This is a genomic window from Nocardia glycosmidis, assembly GCF_052545115.1.
In genome coordinates this window covers 1-19,427 of the sequence record NZ_JBQWRH010000027.1, presented here as the reverse complement: position 1 = coordinate 19,427, position 19,427 = coordinate 1, and the positions used below count along the sequence as shown (strand labels likewise).

General features: G+C 61.9%; 18 protein-coding genes and 1 pseudogene. 14 read left to right on the top strand and 5 right to left on the bottom strand.

All coding sequences use genetic code 11. From position 1 onward, the window contains the following. Positions 1-8 precede the first annotated feature (8 nt). The 3 genes from ACT86A_RS25390 (at position 9) to ACT86A_RS25380 (ending at position 3,731) form a co-directional block, all read left to right on the top strand. Positions 9-875: a sugar ABC transporter substrate-binding protein gene (locus ACT86A_RS25390; protein WP_445094734.1), complete on the top strand. Its 867-nt coding sequence runs from the start codon at positions 9-11 to the stop codon at positions 873-875. 192 nt (positions 876-1,067) lie between these two features. Next, the gene (locus ACT86A_RS25385; RefSeq protein WP_445094733.1) at positions 1,068-2,489 is read left to right on the top strand and encodes an amidohydrolase family protein; all 1,422 of its coding nucleotides are present in this window, start codon (positions 1,068-1,070) and stop codon (positions 2,487-2,489) included. Positions 2,490-2,855: 366 nt separating this feature from the next. Beyond that, a complete protein-coding gene (locus ACT86A_RS25380) occupies positions 2,856-3,731 on the top strand; it encodes an alpha/beta fold hydrolase (RefSeq protein WP_445094732.1) in 876 nt (291 codons plus the stop codon). A gap of 359 nt (positions 3,732-4,090) precedes the next feature. On the opposite strand, the gene ACT86A_RS25375 is transcribed toward ACT86A_RS25380, so the two are convergent. Continuing rightward, a complete protein-coding gene (locus tag ACT86A_RS25375; protein ID WP_445094731.1) occupies positions 4,091-4,762 on the bottom strand; it encodes a PadR family transcriptional regulator in 672 nt (223 codons plus the stop codon). Positions 4,763-4,861: 99 nt separating this feature from the next. Between ACT86A_RS25375 and ACT86A_RS25370 the strand changes: the two genes are divergently transcribed. The 4 genes from ACT86A_RS25370 to ACT86A_RS25355 are packed head-to-tail and all read left to right on the top strand — an operon-like array spanning position 4,862 to position 8,061. Then, a complete protein-coding gene (locus ACT86A_RS25370) occupies positions 4,862-5,599 on the top strand; it encodes an SDR family NAD(P)-dependent oxidoreductase (protein ID WP_445094730.1) in 738 nt (245 codons plus the stop codon). A 48-nt stretch (positions 5,600-5,647) separates the two neighbouring features. Beyond that, a complete protein-coding gene (locus tag ACT86A_RS25365; RefSeq protein ID WP_445094729.1) occupies positions 5,648-6,199 on the top strand; it encodes a cupin domain-containing protein in 552 nt (183 codons plus the stop codon). Between the two features lie 24 nt (positions 6,200-6,223). Further along, positions 6,224-7,174 carry a DODA-type extradiol aromatic ring-opening family dioxygenase gene (locus ACT86A_RS25360; protein ID WP_445094728.1) on the top strand — a complete coding sequence of 317 codons (951 nt, stop codon included), beginning with the start codon at positions 6,224-6,226 and terminating at the stop codon, positions 7,172-7,174. Further along, the gene (locus ACT86A_RS25355) at positions 7,171-8,061 is read left to right on the top strand and encodes an alpha/beta fold hydrolase (protein ID WP_445094727.1); all 891 of its coding nucleotides are present in this window, start codon (positions 7,171-7,173) and stop codon (positions 8,059-8,061) included. Before ACT86A_RS25360 ends, ACT86A_RS25355 begins: the two co-directional genes overlap by 4 nt. Here ACT86A_RS25355 and ACT86A_RS25350 read toward each other — a convergent pair. Together ACT86A_RS25350 and ACT86A_RS25345 are read right to left on the bottom strand one after the other, a co-directional pair. After that, positions 8,006-8,242, bottom strand: a pseudogene (locus ACT86A_RS25350) (IS3 family transposase); the annotation flags it as partial. The gene ACT86A_RS25355 and the pseudogene ACT86A_RS25350 overlap by 56 nt on opposite strands. 461 nt (positions 8,243-8,703) lie before the next feature. Continuing rightward, a complete protein-coding gene (locus ACT86A_RS25345) occupies positions 8,704-8,913 on the bottom strand; it encodes a transposase (RefSeq protein WP_445094726.1) in 210 nt (69 codons plus the stop codon). A 300-nt stretch (positions 8,914-9,213) separates the two neighbouring features. On the opposite strand from ACT86A_RS25345, the gene ACT86A_RS25340 reads away from it, so the two are divergent. The 7 genes from ACT86A_RS25340 (at position 9,214) to ACT86A_RS25310 (ending at position 16,318) form a co-directional block, all read left to right on the top strand. Next, a complete protein-coding gene (locus tag ACT86A_RS25340; protein ID WP_445094725.1) occupies positions 9,214-10,551 on the top strand; it encodes an aromatic ring-hydroxylating oxygenase subunit alpha in 1,338 nt (445 codons plus the stop codon). Between the two features lie 15 nt (positions 10,552-10,566). Continuing rightward, positions 10,567-11,133 (top strand): aromatic-ring-hydroxylating dioxygenase subunit beta, encoded by a 567-nt coding sequence (locus ACT86A_RS25335; protein WP_445094724.1) that lies wholly within the window; start codon positions 10,567-10,569, stop codon positions 11,131-11,133. Positions 11,134-11,182: 49 nt separating this feature from the next. Continuing rightward, the gene (locus ACT86A_RS25330) at positions 11,183-11,521 is read left to right on the top strand and encodes a Rieske (2Fe-2S) protein (protein WP_445094723.1); all 339 of its coding nucleotides are present in this window, start codon (positions 11,183-11,185) and stop codon (positions 11,519-11,521) included. A 156-nt stretch (positions 11,522-11,677) separates the two neighbouring features. Continuing rightward, positions 11,678-12,556 (top strand): alpha/beta fold hydrolase, encoded by an 879-nt coding sequence (locus ACT86A_RS25325; protein ID WP_445094722.1) that lies wholly within the window; start codon positions 11,678-11,680, stop codon positions 12,554-12,556. A gap of 81 nt (positions 12,557-12,637) precedes the next feature. Then, positions 12,638-13,855, top strand: coding sequence for an NAD(P)/FAD-dependent oxidoreductase (locus ACT86A_RS25320; protein ID WP_445094721.1), 1,218 nt, complete (start codon positions 12,638-12,640; stop codon positions 13,853-13,855). Between the two features lie 45 nt (positions 13,856-13,900). Continuing rightward, entirely contained in the window at positions 13,901-14,809 is a 909-nt protein-coding gene (locus tag ACT86A_RS25315) for an alpha/beta fold hydrolase (RefSeq protein WP_445094720.1), read from the top strand. Between the two features lie 87 nt (positions 14,810-14,896). Continuing rightward, positions 14,897-16,318 (top strand): amidohydrolase family protein, encoded by a 1,422-nt coding sequence (locus ACT86A_RS25310; RefSeq protein WP_445094719.1) that lies wholly within the window; start codon positions 14,897-14,899, stop codon positions 16,316-16,318. A gap of 294 nt (positions 16,319-16,612) precedes the next feature. Here the strand turns inward: ACT86A_RS25310 and ACT86A_RS25305 are convergent. Then, positions 16,613-17,745, bottom strand: a protein-coding gene (locus tag ACT86A_RS25305; protein ID WP_445094718.1) for an IS3 family transposase whose coding sequence is annotated in 2 segments (ribosomal slippage) — positions 16,613-17,472 and positions 17,472-17,745 — 1,134 coding nt in all. Because the reading frame shifts where the segments join, the coding sequence is not laid out codon by codon here. A 51-nt stretch (positions 17,746-17,796) separates the two neighbouring features. Beyond that, the gene (locus tag ACT86A_RS25300) at positions 17,797-18,486 is read right to left on the bottom strand and encodes a site-specific integrase (protein ID WP_445094717.1); all 690 of its coding nucleotides are present in this window, start codon (positions 18,484-18,486) and stop codon (positions 17,797-17,799) included. Positions 18,487-19,427 lie beyond the last annotated feature (941 nt).

Below are 19,427 nucleotides of genomic sequence, written 5' to 3'. Positions count from 1 at the left end.
TCGGCTACTTGAACCCAATCGGCTCCCTCGAGGAGCTGAAGTTGCAGCAGGCGATGTTCGAGAAAGTCGCAACCTCGCTGGGCGGCTCTGTGAAGGCGCTGGACGCCGGCGGCGACCCGGACCGCCAGGTCTCGCAGTTCGAGCTGCTACTGAATCAACATGTTGACGCCATCGTCGTGCCCAACCCCCTCAACGCCGACGCTCTCGAACCGATGTTGCGACGGGCGCGGTCCCAGGGCATTCCAGTGATCGGTCAAGACGCGGTGATCGACTTCAAAGACGGTATAGGTCTGTGGACCACCCAGCTCGCAGGTGCTGCAGATCTCGAGGCGTGGTCGGCAGGTCTGGCCATGGCGCAGCAGAATCCCGGCGGCAAGGTTGCGATCATAGGTGCACCCGTACCAGTTCCACTCCTGAAACACCGGGTCGAGCGGCTCAGGTACTGGGCTGAGAAGTGCGGCTTGAATGTTGTCGGCTCAGCCACTGCTGACAAATTGGCCGGCGACGCTGGAAGCGCGCTACAGCCGGCGAACGGCTTGCTGCTGAAGTATGCCGACCTGGCCGGCATCTTGACGTATAACGGTGGAACGGCAGCCGGAGCCAAGATCGCCGCTCGCAGTCTAGGGCGAGACATCGACGTGATCGGCGCCGCGGGTGACGCCGCAACGGTGGAGGCCATCGCGAACGGCCAGCTACTCGCTGGCTCGGGTTCCATTCTCAAGTCCTCGACAACCCAACTCGTCTGGGCCGCCTATGCGGCGGCCGCTGGTGACAAAGTGCCGGCCGTGGTAGCGGCCACTCCCGCCATCTATGTCATGACGTCGAAGAATGCTAAGGACTACCCCAGCCTTCAACAGCAGTTGGATGCGATGTAGGGCCTGAAGAGCGGAGGCGAAGCCGCGAAGCGTCTCATCCGAGGTCGGTTGCGTGAGTTGAAGCTGCGATCGGAGCTATTCCCGAAGCCAAAATATGACTATATTTACATGTAAGCAGTGTAATCTACTTGGTAAGAGGCCGCTGTTTCGCCAGGTGGAAGCGATATCGGTCGAACAATGAAGGAGTGCTATATGACTCGTCGATTGCTAATTCGCAACGGCTGGATCGTCTCGATGGATCCTGAAGTGGGGGAGATCGCGGGCGGTTCGATCCTCGTTGAGGACTCGAAGATCACGCAGGTGGCTTCGGATATCGAGGCGCCCGAGAACACAGAGGTCATCGATGCGACGGGGATGATTGTGCATCCGGGGTTGGTGGACACGCACAAGCACCTGTGGCAGGCAGGTCTTCGAGGTGCGGCCCAGGACAGCACCCTTGTTGGCTATATGCACGACGTCAGGCAGTTCTATCTCAGTCGTTTCCGGCCGGAGGACGTGGAGATCGCGAACTACGCGGGCGCACTAGAGCTCATTGACGCTGGTACGACGACGGTGCTGGACTTCAGCCACGGAGTGGTGACGCCGGCACATGGTGAGGCACTGGTCGAGGCGGAGAAGCGCTCCGGGATCCGGGGCGTCTGGGCCTATGGCTACTGTCCGGTCGAGGTTGAGGGCCGCGACCAGTTCGGCTCCCACAAAGCTCGGATCAAGGAGGCGTATCGCCTCAAAGATGCCCACTTCTCCAGCGACGATGCCCTCTTGCGTATGGGCGTGTCCATCACTGAACAGAACCTGCTTCCGTTCGACCTCACCGTGAACGAGATCCAGTCGGCCCGGGACATGGACATCCTGTGGACCGGACATGTGCACTGCGGACCAGGAAACACCCGTGTGACACGCGGGTTCCACCAATTGGTGGCGAAGGGGCTAGTCGATCACCGCACCGTACTGTCGCATCTGAACGAGTTCGGCGTCGATGATTTCGAGATAGTCGCCGACCTCGGCGCTCATTTCAGCACGACGCCTGACGCCGAAATTGCCGGCGGGATGAACTTTCCGGCGCCGCTGCGTAATGCGCTTCTCGGAGGTGTGCAACCCACGCTCGGCACCGACTGCGTCGTGGGTTCTCAAACGAGTATGTACTCCCTCATGCGCACGGGTCTGATGTTCGCGCGCTACCAGTTCAACCAGGGACCTTCGACGAACTTCGAACTGGTTGCCGAGCAGCGAGTGTCATCTCGCGACGTCCTTCGCTGGGCGACCGTCGAAGGTGCCAAGGCACTCGGTCTGGAAGACCAGATCGGCAGTATCAGCCCGGGCAAGCGCGCCGACCTCGTTCTCGTGGATGCGAGGACGCTCAACATGGCCCCAATTCTCGACCCGGTGGCCAGCCTGGTCGGCCACGCACATACCGGCAACGTCGACACGGTCATCATCGATGGCGTTGTGCGCAAACGCCACGGCAAGCTGGTTGACGTCGACGTGTCGCGTGTGCTCGCCGATCTCGAAGCGTCGAAGAACCATCTTACGGGCGGCAAGCTCAGGATCACCAGCGCTGATCAACTCGGCGGCGTGACCGGCGACTGGTCGGAGAGCTTGTCGTCGATCTCGTGACCAACCAGCCGTAAGGTGCTTCGGTTCCGCCCCCACGGGCGCCGGTCTGACAGGCCGGCGCCCGTGGGTTCTCCGGGGATTCAGGCTCTGGTGACGTGTCCGGGGTCGAGAATCTTCCTGAATGAGGCGCACGCCGTTCTCCCGGTAGCGTGCTGGATTGTCCAGAGAGAGGTCGCAACTGGCGAGCGCGTCGAACACCAGATGCGTGGGCGACATCACCTATCTCCCCATCGGGGGCTCGGATTCCAGCAGTCGTTGCAACACCGAACATATTTTCCCCGAGGGCTGCACACGCGTCGCAAATGAATACCTGGACCAGCGCCCCGAACGGGCGGTCTTCTACCCCGAAACCGAGAGGCAGAACCCATGGCGTTCGTTACCCGTGACGGCCAGACAGAGCAGGAGACCGGCAGGGTGGCGATGGTGGACGGCATACCCGTGCATTACCACGACGTCGGAGCCGGCGAGCCGATCGTATTCCTGCACTCCTACGGGCCAGGGTCAAATGCATGGATCACCTGGTTTCGGGTCCTGCCGTACTTCGTGAAGCGATATCGATGCATCATGTTGGACTTGGCGAACTACGGGAAGACCGGTCCGATCGTGTTCCGGGAGCCGATCCACTACGTGCATGCCCGCTTAGCTCTCGGTCTGATGGATTCGCTCGGCATCGAGAAGGCCCACATAGTCGGGAACTCCCAAGGAGGACAGGCTGCATTCGTCTTCGCCTACCGCTACCCGCATCGGACCGCAAAGTTGGTCTGGGGGGCCGGTCACATCGGTACTGCGTACGGCTATCGCAACGAGTACCTCCTGGCCGTGCATCCCGAGCAGGGTGCGATGGCTGCGATGCAAGCAGTGGAGGAGCCGTCCTCCGAAAACTTCCGGCGATACCTCGAGCAACACATCTGGGATCCATCGCTGGTTACCGAGGAACTCGTGGAGTACGTGCGTACGAACTACTTTGGAAGTCCAGAAATTCGCGCTGCTGCACAAGAATGCGTCTCAGAGCCCTATGATCACAGCGAGGCGCTCGCAAGCCTCGACGTTCCCAACCTCATCATCTGGGGTCGTCAAGACCGGATGTGCATGGTCGAGATCGGGATCAACGCACTGAATCTCACTCCGAACTCCCAACTAGTGGTGTTCCGCGACACAGGACACTGGGTGCCGTTTGAGCGCCCGGCGGAGTATGCAGGCCATGTGCTGACATTCCTCCGCGGGTACGCGCTGGAGACCTGAATTCTCTCCGCGCAGGTGATGTCCGCCGAACGGTACGGGCTGCGGCGCCCTCGATTCCCGGTTGCGAAGGAAAGCTGTCCAGCCACCCGCTTCGCAACCACCGCCCCGATCGCTCGGCCCCGTATTGAGGCGACCGAACATCGGCGGCGGCCGGTCATCTCTGCTAGAGCGATGCGTTCCTGGTCGCACGCCGAACCGAATAAGGTGCGAAGTGCTACCGCGACACGGACACCACAGGATCCCGACCGCCACTCGCGCCCGAACTCGCGTTGCGCACAAGCATCGCACGGGGCGATTGCCACGGTGTCGCCTAGCGATAGGTCGGTACGCTCCACTGCAGGCCGCCATCAAACGCCTGGTCAGTCGCCAATCGAGCCGGCTGACCAGCTTACCTGGGCGTCAGCCGGCGGTGGCGACTCGGTCCCGTCCTCCTGAGTGTTGCTGAGACCTTGCTCGAACTCGTCAAGCCATTGCAAGCAGGATTTCGCCCAGGTGATCTCGAGTTCGGCTCGCTGGATATCACCTCCGTAGGCCATCTCACGGACGGCTAGGATCAGAGCCTTTTCCGCTGCGGTCGGAGCGTCGGCGATTCGCTTCTCGATTCGGGGGTGCTGACGGCTGGTGATTACCCCCTTGAACTCCTGGAGGGCTGTAAGAAGCTCTTCGTGCCGTCGGAGATGTGTTTCGAAGTGACGGCGAAGGTCAGCGGTACTGCTGTGATCCCCGAAGATCAGGCGCAGTCGTTCGTTGTCCCGATTCGGCGGGTACGTCGGCGGCTCGCTCGCCCACTTGCGTACAACAGCGCGCCCCTCGTCGGTTATGTAGTAGACGCGCTTTTCGAGCTTCGAGCCGACCATGACCGGCGACGAGTCGATGAGCCCTTTGGCCTCGAGGACTTTCATGCGCGGGTAGATCTGGCTGTGAGACGCCCCCCAGAACCAGTTCAGGCCGAGGTCCATCTGACGGACCAGGTCGTAGCCGGAGCCTGGTCCCGTATCCAACCAGCCAAGAATGGCGTGATCAAGCGACATGAGGTATACGCTACCTTCCACAGGAGGTTAAGTGCGACATGTAACAACTTTCATGAAAATACTTGCATGATTGCTCGTGGGTGTAATAGCTTGTGACCTATGTCCCAATCCTCTGTCTCTCTCGTTGTCGGTGGCACTTCTGGAATTGGTGCCGAGGTGGCCCGCCAGCTCGCCGCTCGAGGAAACGTGATCGTCGTATCGGGTTCACGCACGAAGGAGGCAGCAGACTCGCTACTGACGGAGCTCGGCGACCCCACCTACGTCCAAGCCGACATGCAAGATCCGGAATGTCCGGAATGGCTCGTCGCGCAAGTACTCGAGAAGCACGGACGTCTGGACGACGTCGTCTATTCCGCGGGCGCGACCGTCAAGATCTCTCACGCGGACCTGGCTGCTGTGACCGATGAGGTCTGGGAACGTGTCCTGAGCATGAACGTCGTTGCACCGTGGCGCATGGTCAAGGCCGCAGCGCCGGCACTCGATGCCGCCGGCAACGGCACCATCACCTTCGTCGGCGCGCTGGCTGGTGCGGACGTCGGTGGCAGCAGTATTCCGTACGCCGTCTCGAAGGCTGCCCTCCACCACATGGTGAAGTTGCTCGGCGCCGTCGTCGGACCCAACATCCGGATCAATGCCGTTGCTCCAGGACTCATCGAGACGCCGTGGACCAGTGGAGAAGCGTGGGATCAGCTCTACGCCCATGTGCGTCAAGCGGCCCCATTGAAGCGGGTGGGCCGCCCTGAGGATGTCGCTCGACTGATCGTCTCGCTTATGGGTGCCGAGTACACCACCGGCCAGACCGTCATCGCCGACGGCGGCCTCTCCCTTGTTCCATGACCTTCACGAGGTTCCATGACCTTCACGAGCCTGAGAAAGGGCGAATCAATGTCTGCCGCTGATATCGCGCACTCCGTCACGCTTGGGCGCGGCGTCGCCCCGGCGCCCGAGGCGCGGCGCTTCCGCCGGATCGTCACGGGAGTCAACAACGCCGGTCGTTCCGTCATCGTCGCCGACGGTGAGACCTCGTCCATCCAGACGGTCGCCGAGACTCCGACCTTCGTTGTCACGAATCTCTGGCAGCACCAGCAGGTCCCTGTGGTCAACGATGGGCCGGTAGACGATGGTGTCGGCGGAGAGGTGCGTCTGAACCCTCCGCCGGCTGGATCGATCTTCCGCATGGTCGAATTCCCGCCAGACGGTGCGTGGCGGGACCGAGAGGATGGGCCCGCGGATCAGGTCCACGCCACTCCGTCGCTCGACTACGCGATCGTTATCGAGGGGGAAATCTGGGCCGTTCTCGACGACGAGGAGACCCTGATGAAGCCAGGAGACGTCCTGATTCAGCGCGGTACCCGGCACGCCTGGTCGAACCGATCCGACCGACAGACCGTTGTTGCCTTCGTGCTTATCGGCGGCACCGTTCCGGTCGGCCACTGAGCAGCTGAATTAGGAGGCTAAGCAATGGCACAGGTTGTGGGCACCATCAGTCTTTCCCATTCTCCGCTTTGGAATCTCGCCCCGGACCCTGCACCCGGCAATCCGGGTGCAGCGTTCGTCGCTTTCGTCGAGCAGGCTCGGCAGATTCTGGACTCCCTCCGCCCCGATTGCATGATCATCTTCGGTCCCGATCATGCTCGCGGCATCTTCTATGACCTCCTACCCCCGTTCACAATCGGGATCGAGCGGGTCTCGGGGGTTGGTGATTATGGCACGCCCGCCGGGGAGCTCCCGCTCCACACCGCAGTCGCGGAGGCCGTTTTCGAAGGTGTGACGAAGCGGGGATTCGACCCCGCAGTTTCACTGGACATGCGAATTGACCATGGCCTGACCCAGGTCTATTCGCGGCTCGTACCGAACCTCGATATTCCCATAGTGCCGATTATCGTGAATTCCGGCTGCCCTCCACTCCCGTCGTTCCAACGCTGCTCTGACTTCGGCGCGGCCGTCGGCGAAGCGATTGCAGAGAGTGTCGGCGCTGAGCGGATCGTCACCTTGGGCTCCGGCGGGATGTCGCATTGGCCCGCCTCAATCGACGCCTATGACGAAGCCATCTCGCCTGAATGGCGCGATTTCCTGATCCACGGGCGTCCTCGCGTTGACGAGGTCGAAGCAAGTCGCGTTTCTCGGGCCCGAGCACTTGCGGACTCCGACGGTGTCGGGGACGTCGCTGACACCTGGGATCGAGACATTCTGCAACGTTTGGCAACGAAACCATCCGCTTTGAGCGCTCTCGACGCCGAAGACGTCGTCGGACTGGCCGGCCCCGGAGCATGCGAACTGCGGGCCTGGGCTGCTGCGACCGCAGCCTGGGGCGGCAAAATCGAGTGGACGGCTTACGAGTCGGTTCCGTCGTGGATTACGGGAATGGGCATCGTGGCCAGCACCAAGCCCGAGGTGGTGGCTGCACGATGACGATCGGGACCACGGGCTACCAGACTCCGGAATTTTTCGCTCTCCCCGACACCTGGCTCCCCACCGCCGAAGAGGAGGTCACGCACCTGCACGACCTCGGGCAAGGGACGCCTCTTGTCTTCATGCACGGGTCAGGCACCGGGGTGTCCGCCGCTGCCAACTGGTGGCTGACCCTACCAGCGCTCCAACGCGATTTTCGGGTTATCGCACCCGACCTGATCGGGTTCGGGGCGACCATCCAAGCACCGGACGCAACGTACGGTATTCGTGAGTGGGGCGCGCACACCCTGCGCGTACTTGACGCTCTCGGCATCGACAAGGCCTGGCTGGTGGGCAACTCCCTCGGCGGTTGGATCGCGTTGCAGCTGGCTATCGACCATCCCGACAGGGTGCTCGGCGTCATCTCGATGGGTACCGGCGGCAGCGCCCCCACGGCCGCCATAAAGGCGCATGCCTTGCCTGACACCGAGTTCAATGCGCTGCGACGATCTTTCGAAGGGTTTGTTACTGATCCCAAGCTGGTTACCGACGAGATGGTTGCCGCGCGCCAGGTAGTGGCCGAGTACGAGGTGCAATCGGGACGGCTGAACCGGGTGATAAAGGCGCGTGAGCGAGATCGTGCGGCGCTCCCGCTGGATAACGAGCACTTGGCGCAGCTCGATCTCCCGGTGCTGCTTGTGCACGGTATGTCAGACCACGTTATTCCGCCCTCCCGCACCTGGGAGCTGGTCGACGTCATGTCCACGGCGGACGCGGTGCTCCTGAGCGGGTGCGGTCACTGGTCGCAGATCGAGCGAGCCGACGCTTTCGCTCAGCTTGTGACCGACTTCGTTACAGGAAGTTGGCGCGCTGGACTGGGGTTCCCCCGAAAAAGTGGACAGCGTTAGCTTGCTTCGGGGGGGTGGCTTTGAGGGATTGCTCGTAGTCGATAGGTGAGCGCATCCCGATCGCCAAGTGCCGCCGCCGATGATTGTAGAAGTGCATCCAATTATCAACTGCAACCAATTCCGTCTTGGAGGCACAGGTGTTTCGGTAGTAGCACTTGTGCTCGAATATCGACCACAGCGATTCCGCTCGCCCTCACCGCAGCTCAGGCAGGTGATATCCGAGGACAAGACCTGGTCGGGGCGGCCACGGTCGAAACGACGCCCGACCAGATCCGGCGGGAACGATGCCGCTGGATCGGCGATGGTGGTGGTCTTGAACGAGCGCGGGCTGACGCCCTCGATGATTTTCACCTCCATATCCCGGCGCGGCGCCAGCCGCGCCGATGGCTCCGCGCTGGCACGGACCTGCAGGAACCGGTAGTAGCCGGAGGTCGAGACGCCGAGCAGTTCGGCCATTCGGGTCACGTCGAGGCCGGCGCACTCTGCCGCCATGAGCTCGAACCTGCTCACTTTGGACGCCGTGCCGCAAAGTACGCCGAGGGCTTTTTCCAGGAACACGATGGCTTTGGCCTGTTCGGCGACTTCGCCCGCAGCCGCACCATTTCCGCGCGCTCATCGGTTGCAAGTGGCCGGCCACCACCGTCAGCCGCAGCCCGACCGCCAATCTGACCGGCCGCCAACCTGACCGGCCGCGGCTATACGGCGGCGTTCTTCGCGCACCCACTTGTGCAACAGGTTCTCGTGCACGTCCAGCTCACGGACGATCTCCCGCACCGGTCGGCCGGAACCGATCACTCGATGCGCCGCTGCCACCCGATATTCAGGCGAATACGATCGAAGCGGACGAGACATGGTGAACGACCTTCCAGCGACCATCGGTCCCGCTATCTCAGATGTCCACTACTTCAGGGGAACCCCAGTATGGGAAATCTTTTTACATGTCAATATTGACATGCCTGGATCGTCAGTCGAAACTTGTGATGACGACGTCACCTCGGGACTAAAGCAGTCACGAACAGCGTAGCGGCGTTACGGCCGCTTCTGCCTGTAGTTGTTGCAGACGATGCGGCGGACGCTGACGAAGCGAGCCACTCACCTGGTTGAGGCGACGGCACCACCAATATTCAATTCTTTAGCATTCTGGAGGAAGCTGTGGCTCTGTCGAACGAGTCCTTAGGTCGGGGCGGGTTGCTCGGCCTGCACTCGCAGTTCGTGGATTCGGACACGGGACAAGTTGATCGTCGGATCTTCTCCGACCCGGAGATCTACAAGGCGGAGTTGGAGCAGATCTTCGCCCGTGCCTGGCTGTTCATGTGCCATGAGAGCCAGATTCCGAAGGCCGGTGACTTCTTCCAGACATACATGGGCGAGGACCGGGTCATCGTGACTCGCGACCGCGAGGGCGGCATTCAGGTGCTGCTCAACAGTTGTCGCCACCGCGGCAATTCCGTCTGCAACGCCGAGTCCGGCAATTCCTCGTCGTTCATGTGCAAGTACCACGGGTGGACCTACGACCTTGACGGCAAGCTGATCGGCGTCCCCGGTTTCAAGGAGCTCTATAAGCAGAAGCTGGACCGGTCCACCCTCAGCCTGAAAACGGCCGCTCAGGTGGAGTCCTACCGTGGATTCGTTTTCGCGACCCTCGACCCTGAGGCCCCGACCCTCTCGGAGTACCTCGGACCGACGGGCAGCTTCATGCTCGACGAGCTCGCCGGCTTCGGTGACATGGAGGTCATCCCGGGCATCCGTAAGCATCTGGCCCCGTGCAACTGGAAGATGGCCATGGAGAACAACCAGGACTTCTACCACCCGAGCATCACTCACGCCGCCACGACGATGGTCTCACCGTTCGAATTCGGCTCGAACGACGACATTGTGATGGAAGAGTCCGAGACCGGAGCCAAGATAGTCGGTCCGACCCTGGAGCCGAGTTCAGCGCCGGGCGACTTCCGCAACACGCCCATCGCCGCTGTGGTTCTTGGGGAATACGGCCACATGCAAGACACCGCACCCAGGGCGGGGATCGCCTTCTCGCCGTCCCACGCGAACATCTTCCCGAACACCGGCATGTTCACGGGCACCTACCAGGAGTTGACTGTTCGTCATCCGAAGGGGCCGGGGCAGACTGAAATGTGGTACTTCTGCTTCGTTGACAAGAACGCGACACCCGAGGAGCGGGAGTTCGTGCGCGTGCGCGCATCGCGCTGGCTCGGTCCGGCCGGCTTCATCGAGCAGGAAGACGGCGACAACTGGGATCTCAGCACACAGGCCAGTCGCACCGCCGAACTTCGCAAAACCCCGCTGAACTATGAAATGGGGATGGGCGAGGGTGAGGTTGTCACAGACGGCCCGCTGCCATTCCCCATCCTCGAGACCACCATGGCCAACGAGCACTTCATGCGTTGGGGTTACAAGGTATGGGGCGAGTGGATGGACGCTGCCGACTGGCCGGACTTGAAGGCCAACCACTCCAAGCCCTTCGAATCCTGACTTACGGAGCCGACGATGACCACAACCACTGACACCTCTCTTCCCGGTTCCCGCCCAGGGGTCCGCCCCCTGCTGAATGCGCAGGAGCAGCACGAACTCGAGCACTTCTACTTCTACGAAGCCTCGCTGCTCGACGAAGAACGTTTCCGAGACTGGCTGGATCTGTTCGCCGACGACCTCCACTACTGGATGCCAGTGCGACAGACTCGTCTGGCGAGCCAAATGGATCACGCATTCACACAGCGCAACGAAATCGGCATTTTTGACGACGACAAGGCATTCCTGACCCTTCGGGTCGAGAAATTGCTCACCGGCTACTCCTGGAGCGAGGACCCTCCCTCGCGAACCCGCCATATTTACTCCAACATCCGAGCAGTCGATCGCAACGACCAGGGTGAGCTCACCGTCAGCGTCAACTTCCTTCTCTACCGCAGCCGGTACGAGCACGAGGAGGACACCTGGGTTGGCCGACGCGAGGACGTCCTACGTCCCGACCCCGAAACTGTCTTCAAGATCGCCCGACGGTCGATCTACCTCGAGCAGACTGTGATCCTGGCGAAGAACCTCAGCAACTTCTTCTGATCCGGGACCGGAGCCCCACTTTCCCAAACCATCTGGAATCGAAACCACAATGACCATCAGTGACTGGACCAAGGCCGCATCTTTCGACGACGTCGCCGACGGCGAGATGCTGGGCGTGGAGATCGGCCGCGTTGCGGTCTGCCTCGCGAAGTTCGACGATGAGATCCACGCAATCAACGATATCTGCACCCACTTTCGTACGAAGCTCAGTACCGGCGAGATCTATCCCGAGCGCCGTGAAGTCGAGTGCCCGCTGCACGACAGCAAGTTCAGCTTTCTCGATGGCAAGCCCCACCAGATTCCGGCGGACGTGCCGGTTGAGGTGTACGAGGTGAAGGTCGAGGAGGGTGAAGTCTACATCCGCTCGACCGAGGAGCCCAACGCCTAGCGGTAGCCCTGCGGTTGTCTCGAGCGTGTCCGCCGCGGCGGACACGCTCACCCGGACTCCGCTCACCCAGACTCGACTCGGGGCGTGCCGACGAAATCAACAAGCCCCGCGAACCCACTGCTTCGATGCCCCAGATTCTACAAGGAGTTAAACGCCATGGCGTTCACGCCCATGCCCAAGGACCGTTGTCGGCTCATCGAGTCCGGTGGCGTTCAGGTCAATGTTGTCGATATGGGGGATCCTGGTTCGATCCCGGTGCTCTTCCTTCATGGCGGGGGGCCTGGCTGTAGCGGATGGAGTGACTGGCACCCGGTTGGCGAACAGCTCGGCGAAGGCTATCGAAGGATCTACCTCGATTTCCCTCACTATGGAGCATCACCGGCAGGTCGACTGAAGGGGCCGACGTATACCGCGCTCGGCGCCGTCATCGTGGACGTCCTCGAGGCCCTCGGTGTTGAACAGGCTCACTTCGTGTGTCAGTCGATAGGAGGAGCCGCAGCCATCAGGCTCGCGGCGGACCGACCGGACCTCTTCTCGAGCATGGCGGTCACCGGCGTCGTGATCGAGTATGGCGTCGTGACACCCAATATCAGCGATAAGGTCGCTGTCGCCGCGATTATGCCGTTCCTTGGTGAACCGTCACCGGAGACCATGCGGGAACTCCTTGCTTTTGCAGAGTGGGCTGAGGCCGAATCGATTCCGGACGATCTGGTGCATGCACGGTTCGAGGCCAGTATGAACCACCTCGAGCGGTTCTCAGACCCCGAGGTGCTGGGGACCTCCGAGGACCTGGGTCCCTATCTGGACCGGAACAAGGTTCCGACCTTGGTGGCGTACGGTGATCGCGATCCCTGGGCGCCCGTCGAGGTGCCGCTTCACTTGTTCACCCGTTTTGAGAACTCTCGACTCGTGATCGTCAAGGGCGGGTCGCACCACTTCCCCGAAGAACGACCGGATGTCTACCTATCGCTCATCAGAGCCTGGCTGACCGAACACGAAGAACGCCAGGTGGATTCGATCGCCGATGAGGGGTGATCCAGACAGGATCGAATCCAACCAGCGGCGAAGGCGCGACAGACAGAAGGACACGATGACCAGGAATTCGGGCGGTGCGGCATGACCGCCGCTTACGCGATCGTCGGCGCCAACCTCGGAGGCGGACGAGCTGCCCAGGCGCTTCGTCGCAATGGATTCGATGGCGATATTCACCTCATTGGGGCTGAAAGTCATCCGCCGTACGACCGACCCCCCCTTTCCAAAGACGTGCTGATCAAGGGACACGACCCGCACTCGGTGTATCTCAGTCCCGAGGAGGATTGGGCCGCACTGGGAATCAAGCTGAGACTCTCGACGACGGTCGAGAGGATCGACCGGTCCGGCGGTGAGCTCGTCACGACGGCGGGTGAACGTATCAAGGCCGACAAGGTGCTGCTCTGCACCGGGGGCCATCTGCGCCGCCTGCAACTGCCAGGGACAGAGCTCAACGGAGTCGAATACCTACGCACCATCGAAGACTCGATCGCCGTGCGGGACCGCATCGCGGCCGGCGTCCCGGTCGTCATCATCGGCGGAGGCTTCATCGGCGCCGAAGTCGCGGCGTGTGCTCGCGAGGCAGGGTGCGAGGTGACGCTCATCGAGATCGAGGACGTACCCCTGTGGCGCGTCCTCGGCCGCCGGATGGGTCAGATCCTCACCCAGATCCACCGCGATGCCGGCGTACGCGTCCTCACCAAGACCTCGGTTGAGCGGATCGGCGGCACGACATCAGTGACTCACGTGATTACCAGCACGGGCGAGCGGATCGAAGCCGGGCTGGTCCTGGTGGGGATCGGACTGGTGCCTGCCACCGAGCTCGCCGGAACCGCGGGATTGGCCGTGGGCAACGGCATCCTCGTGAATGAGTTCTGCGAGACTTCTGTCCCGAGTATCTATGCCGCTGGCGACGTGGCCAGCCAGCCCAGTGCCACCATTGGCGAGCGCGTGCGTGTGGAGTCGTGGCAAAACGCCCAGAACCAAGCGGCCGCAGCGGCAGCGTCGATGTTGGGCCGTCGGACGGCTTTCCACGAAGTTCCGTGGTTCTGGTCGGACCAGTACGACCTCAACGTGCAGATGTCGGGACAACCGGATCCACTGGACGACGTGGTGTTCCGCGGCGACCCCGAATCGCGCTCGTTCACCGCGTTCTACCTTCGTGACGGAGCTCTTCGCGCCGCTATCGGAATCAACCAGGCGCGCGACATCAAGCGCACAAAACGCTACATCGAGGCGGGGGCCGTGATCGACCCCCATCAGCTGGCAGACCCCAGCGTCGATCTCCGTCAGCTCACAGCGTGACCAGACGACAGCCACGCACTAATAGACTCACGAAAGGCTAACGCCATGACCTTGCATGCAGGACCGTTCACTGAGGAATCGACCAGCAAATACGTCGAGGTCGACGGGGTCCGCATCCACTACAACGAGATGGGTGCCGGTGAGCCGCTGATCTGCCTCAGCGCCTGGGGCGAGGGAATGACGTCGTGGTTCACCTATCACCGCAACGTCGAGGAGTTGGCGAAACACTACCGGGTGTTGCTGCTCGACCCCATCCATGCCGGCCGGTCGATGACGCCGGCCAATGACCAGATGGCGCCCTCTCTGCACCGCGAGGTTGCGTGCCGTTACATCAAAGGCTTCATGGATGAGCTCGACATCGACCGCGCTGCGCTGATCGGCACCTCGACCGGTGGCACGACGGCCATATGCTTTGGCATCCTTTTCCCGGAGCGGGTCACCAAGCTCGTCATCTCGGGATGCGGAATCTCCAACGGGGACAATGCCTTGCTTTTCAATCCGGTCTTTTATGACGAGGACGGGCAGATCCAGTGCCGGCAGGAGGGGATCAAGCTCGGTATCGCCGCGATGGTCGAGCCAACTCGCGCCAACGTTGAGAAGCTTCTCAAGGAAGGCATGGTGTTCGACTCGGGGCAGATCACAGATAAGCACATCGACTACATGTTCGAGGTCGCGACCGACCCGGTGATCAAAGCGGACCGGATACGGAGCGCGGCCGGCTACTACGCAAGCTACGTGAACTACAACAATCTTCCCGACCTGTGGAAGTTCCAGATCCCGACTCTGTTCTTTCACGGGCGCTATGACGTCACCGTATCGCCGGAGGTGGCGGTCCAGGCCGTGGGGCTCATGCCCGAATGCCGCGTCGTTCTACTGCGGTGCGGACACCTCGTACCGTTCGAGATGCCGGAGGACTTCAACACGATGACGCTCGGCTTCCTCGGCGCATCCTGACCATAGAGAGCCGTTTCCGTGCAGATGCGGGACCGTTGCCGCACCGGCTACAGACGCACGATTTTTTTTGAAAAGTAAAGGGCTGGAATGGCTTACAAGCTGATTCGCAACGGCTGGATCGTGTCGATGGACCCCGAAATCGGGGAGCTTCGCGGTGGTTCGGTCCTGATCGAGGACACGAAGATCGTTCAGGTCGGAACAGACATCGAGGCGCCGGAGGGTGCCGAGATCATCGATGCGACGGGCATGATCGTCCACCCCGGCCTCATCGACACTCACAAGCACCTGTGGCAAGCAGGACTGCGCGGTGTCGCGTCCGACACCACATTGGTCGAGTACATGCACAACGTCCGTCGTCACTACTTGAGCCGATTTCGCCCCGAAGACGTGCGGATCGGGACCTACATCGGTGCTCTGGAGCTGATCGACGGTGGCACGACCTCGGTTCTGGACTTCAGTCACGGCGTTGTTACGCCGGCACACTCGGATGCCCTCGTCGAAGCGATGGCCACCTCTGGGATCCGGGGTGTGTGGGCCTACGGATACTGTCCTGTCGAGGTAGAGGGCAAGGACGCCTTCAAATCTCATGCGGGTCGGGTCAAGGAAGCATATCGGGTCAACGATGCGTACTTCCGGAACGACCCTGACGCCCTCCTGCGGATGGGCATCGCCATCACCGAGCAGAACCTTCTTCCCGCAGAGATGACGGAAAACGAGATCCGCTCTGCGCTGGACATGGATTTGGTGTGGACGGGGCACACGCATTGTGGTCCTGGCAACACTCGCGTGACCCGAGGCTTCCACCATCTCGTCACCAAGGGCCTGGTCGACCATCGCGCCGTACTGTCACACTGCAACGAATTCAGTGTCTACGATTTCGAGGTCATGGCCGAGCTCGGCGCCCACTTCTCGAGCTCGCCTGACTCGGAAACAGCTGGCGGCTACGGACCTCCTGTCCCGTACCGGAACGCACTGCTGGGCGGCATCCAACCGTCGTTGAGTACTGACTGTGTCGTCGCGACCGCATCCAGCATGTACACCAACATGAGGGTGGCGCTGACTGTCGGCCGCCGAGAACTCAACCAAGGCGCTCTCACCGACTACAACCTGGTCCCGTCGCAGCGGTTGTCTGTGCGCGACGTCTTCCGCTGGGCCACTATCGAGGGTGCGAAAGCCCTCGGCCTCGACGGCCAGGTCGGAAGCCTTACGCCAGGCAAACTGGCGGACCTGGTACTGGTCGACACCGCCGCTCTCAATATGGCGCCGGTCCTGGACCCGGTAGGAAGCCTTGTCAAGCATGCGAACACTGGCAACGTCGACACCGTGATCCTCAACGGCGCTGTGCGAAAGCGAGGTGGAAAGCTGGTCGCTGTCGACGTCCGTCGCCTGGTCGCTGAAATCGAGGAGTCGAAGAACCATCTCACCGCCGAGAGTCCCCACGCGCAAAATGCGGCGAGCCTGGCCGAGCACTCGAAAGACTGGGCGGATCGGCTGAGCAGCATTTCCTGAGAATTGAGCCGACATGGAGCTACCGGCATCGATCGGGCTGTATGAATCGCCTGTAAGTGTTGGTGGTGGCTGGCCTGGGGCTGGCTGGCAGGGTGGTGCCGGTTCTTCAGACCGGGCGTGACTCGTGAATCGCCTGGCCCCCGGTAGGGGTGCTCTTCCCGGGAGTTGTCCTCTCGGTCTGAAGTCCGGCGCCGTCCCGGCCCACCACGATGGCCTGATCAGAAGCTTGTCCAACCGCGGGAACGGTTGTGGGGGACTGCCCCGGATCTGATTGACTCGCGGGTTGTGGTGGTTTCAGGCCGCGAGTGAGGCCTTGTTCAGGGTCTCATACTCGACCGGGGTCAGCCGGGCCAGGCCGCGTTGACGGCGCCGGCGGTGGTAGGTCCGTTCGATCCAGTGCACGATGGCCAGGCGGAGCTCTTCCTTTGTGTCCCAACGTTTCCGGTCGAGCACGTTGTGCTGCAACAGTGCGAACCACGATTCCATGGCGGCGTTGTCCGCGCACGCGGCCACCCGGCCCATCGATCCCCGTAACCCGTTGCGTGTCAACAGGTTGACGAACTTCCGGGACCGAAATTGGCTGCCGCGGTCGGAATGGACGATCGTGCCGTGCGGGGACCGCAGGCCGATGGCGTTGCGCAGCGCCGAGCAGGCCAGGGCCGCGGTCATCCGGTCGTCGACGGAGTAGCCAACTATGCGGTTGGACCACACGTCCTTGACCGCGCACAGGTAGAGCTTGCCCTCGGCGGTGCGGTGCTCGGAAATATCGGTCAGCCACAGCAAATTCGGGCTGGCGGCGGTGAAATCGCGGTTCACCAGGTCGTCGTGGACCGGCGGGCCCGGGCGGGCGGTGAGGCCGCGTTTCTTGGCGAACACGCTGTAGATACCCTGCAGCGAGCACAGTCGCTGGACGCGGTTCTCCCCGGCCTCGTAGCCGAGGTCGGCGATGAACCGGTACCCGAACTCCGGATCATCGGCATGAATGTCGAGCGCGGCGTTGATCAGATGCGCGTCGTCCCAATCACGCTGGGAGACCGGTTCCTCGGCCCATTTGTAGAAGGCCTGTTTCGAGAATCCCAACACCCGGCAGGCCACCGCCACCGGGATTCGGTCAGCGGCAAGATCTCGGACCAGCGGGTACATCATTTTGGGGGCAGCTCGCGGGCGAAGAACGCCGCCGCCCGGCGCAGGATCTCGTTCTCCTGTTCCAGCAGCTTGTTGCGTTTACGCAGTTCACGCAGCTCTTCGGACTCCGCCCGGGTGACACCGGGCCGGTTGCCGTCCTCGATGTCGGCCTTCTTGAGCCAGTTCGCCAGGCAGCTCTCCGAGATCCCGAAATCCTTCGCGATCTGCGTCAACGGCGCCTGGCCCTTGCGGGCGACCGCCACGACGTCACGACGGAATTCTTCGGGGTAGGGCTTCGGCACGGTGATGCATCCTCTCACAGAGAAGACCGGACGGTCTCCTCAGGTCAGGAGTCAACCGAAGCCGGGGCAGTCCCTGTTGTCGTCGTGGTGCTGCCCGACATAAACCCGCTCGACCGTCTCGCCGAACAACTGACGGACGTGGGCACGCACGGTTTCGGTGATCGAGTAGGTGGTGACCTCCAATTCCTCAGCCCACGGCAGGTTCTCGCAGACACGGTTCCACAACCCGTCGTAGCGCCTACGGGAGATCGGCCGTCCGTTGCGTTTGCGCAGCACGCGATGTGTGATGTTCTCACCGCCCCGGCGTGCGGCATGCTTTCCCAGCGCGGTCATGAGGCGGGGAGAAACCGGATGCCAGTGCAATTCCCCGCCCCGCGTGCGTAGCCGCACGAGACAGTTGTCGCGGTCGAGATCGTGAAGCGCGAGATCGATGGCAGCTTGCCGATCGCATGCGGTTTGGATGTGCAGCATGATGATCAGTTCGTCCAGTTTGAGGTCGTCACCGGTGGTGGACGCAACGCGATGAACCTCGAGCAGTTGCTCTCTGGTCAGAACGTCGACTTTGCCGGTGCGCCGGCCTGGGAGCCTTGCTGCGGATGCTGGGTTGCTGGAGGGATCTATGAGCTTGTCGCGTTCGGCGTGCTTGTAGATGCGCCGCAACGCCGATAGCAGATTCTCCGCGGCTGCGTGTCCGCCCCGGGAGTTGGCGCGACCACGGGATCGGAGCTGATGTGCATCCATCAGTTCTTCTATCTCCGCAGTGGTCGGCCCGCTCAGTTCCCGGTCACCCCATACCTGGCTGATCGCACGCCATGCTGAGGTGTAGGTTGCCAGCGTCTTGGGCGGGACTGTCGTGCGCGGCTGGTCGATGTACTCACGAAACCGAGGACAACCAGCCGGTAAGAGGTGGGCATCGTCGGTGCTGGGGTCGAGCACAGGCGGCGGGTGGGGGAGTGGGGTGGTGTGAAGTGGACTTTGTCGAAACCACTGTCAGGTACTCGCCACCCGACTCTCTCCACAGCTTTTGCCCAGGTCATCGGGCTGTGCGTGGTCCGGTGCGGACATGTTGCGTCGCATGGAGCCGAGGCAGGCCCGCGCGTTGCCGCAGCGGCGGATCCCTCGTGCGAGCCACGACGACATCGGGAACGTATCCGAGCCGCTCAATGACACCACCGCGCGGCATTCTTGCCCCGAAAACGGCACCGGACCCCGGTTGAAGGCAAAAAATACACGGTTCTGCGGCAAATCTGCCACAGAACCGTGTCATTGAGTGTCCGGAGGGGGAGTCGGACACTCGAATTGTCCCATTTCTGCACACATTTCGTGTACATGCCGTCACCATACACATTCTCCACGTCCGGGCGGTCATCCGACACCGTCCTGCCGTTGACACTCCCTGCTACGAACTTGCTGAATTGGCTTGCACTGCAATGCTGTTGATCCGCATCTCCGATGTATGCAGGTAGGCGCAAACCCTTCCGAATCCTGGTCCGGTTCGAAGCGCATTCTTCCGCTCGGGCGACGATGGAGCAGAGCCCACGTACATCAGCCGCACGCAATCATGCCTACTTGCCACGTATTTGAGCATTGCGCCCTGTCGTTCTGTCGTCAACGGATCGAAGATACCCAGTTTGAGTGTCCTTTTCCGGACCCATAGTGCGGCCGACAGCTCAGGGACCGGG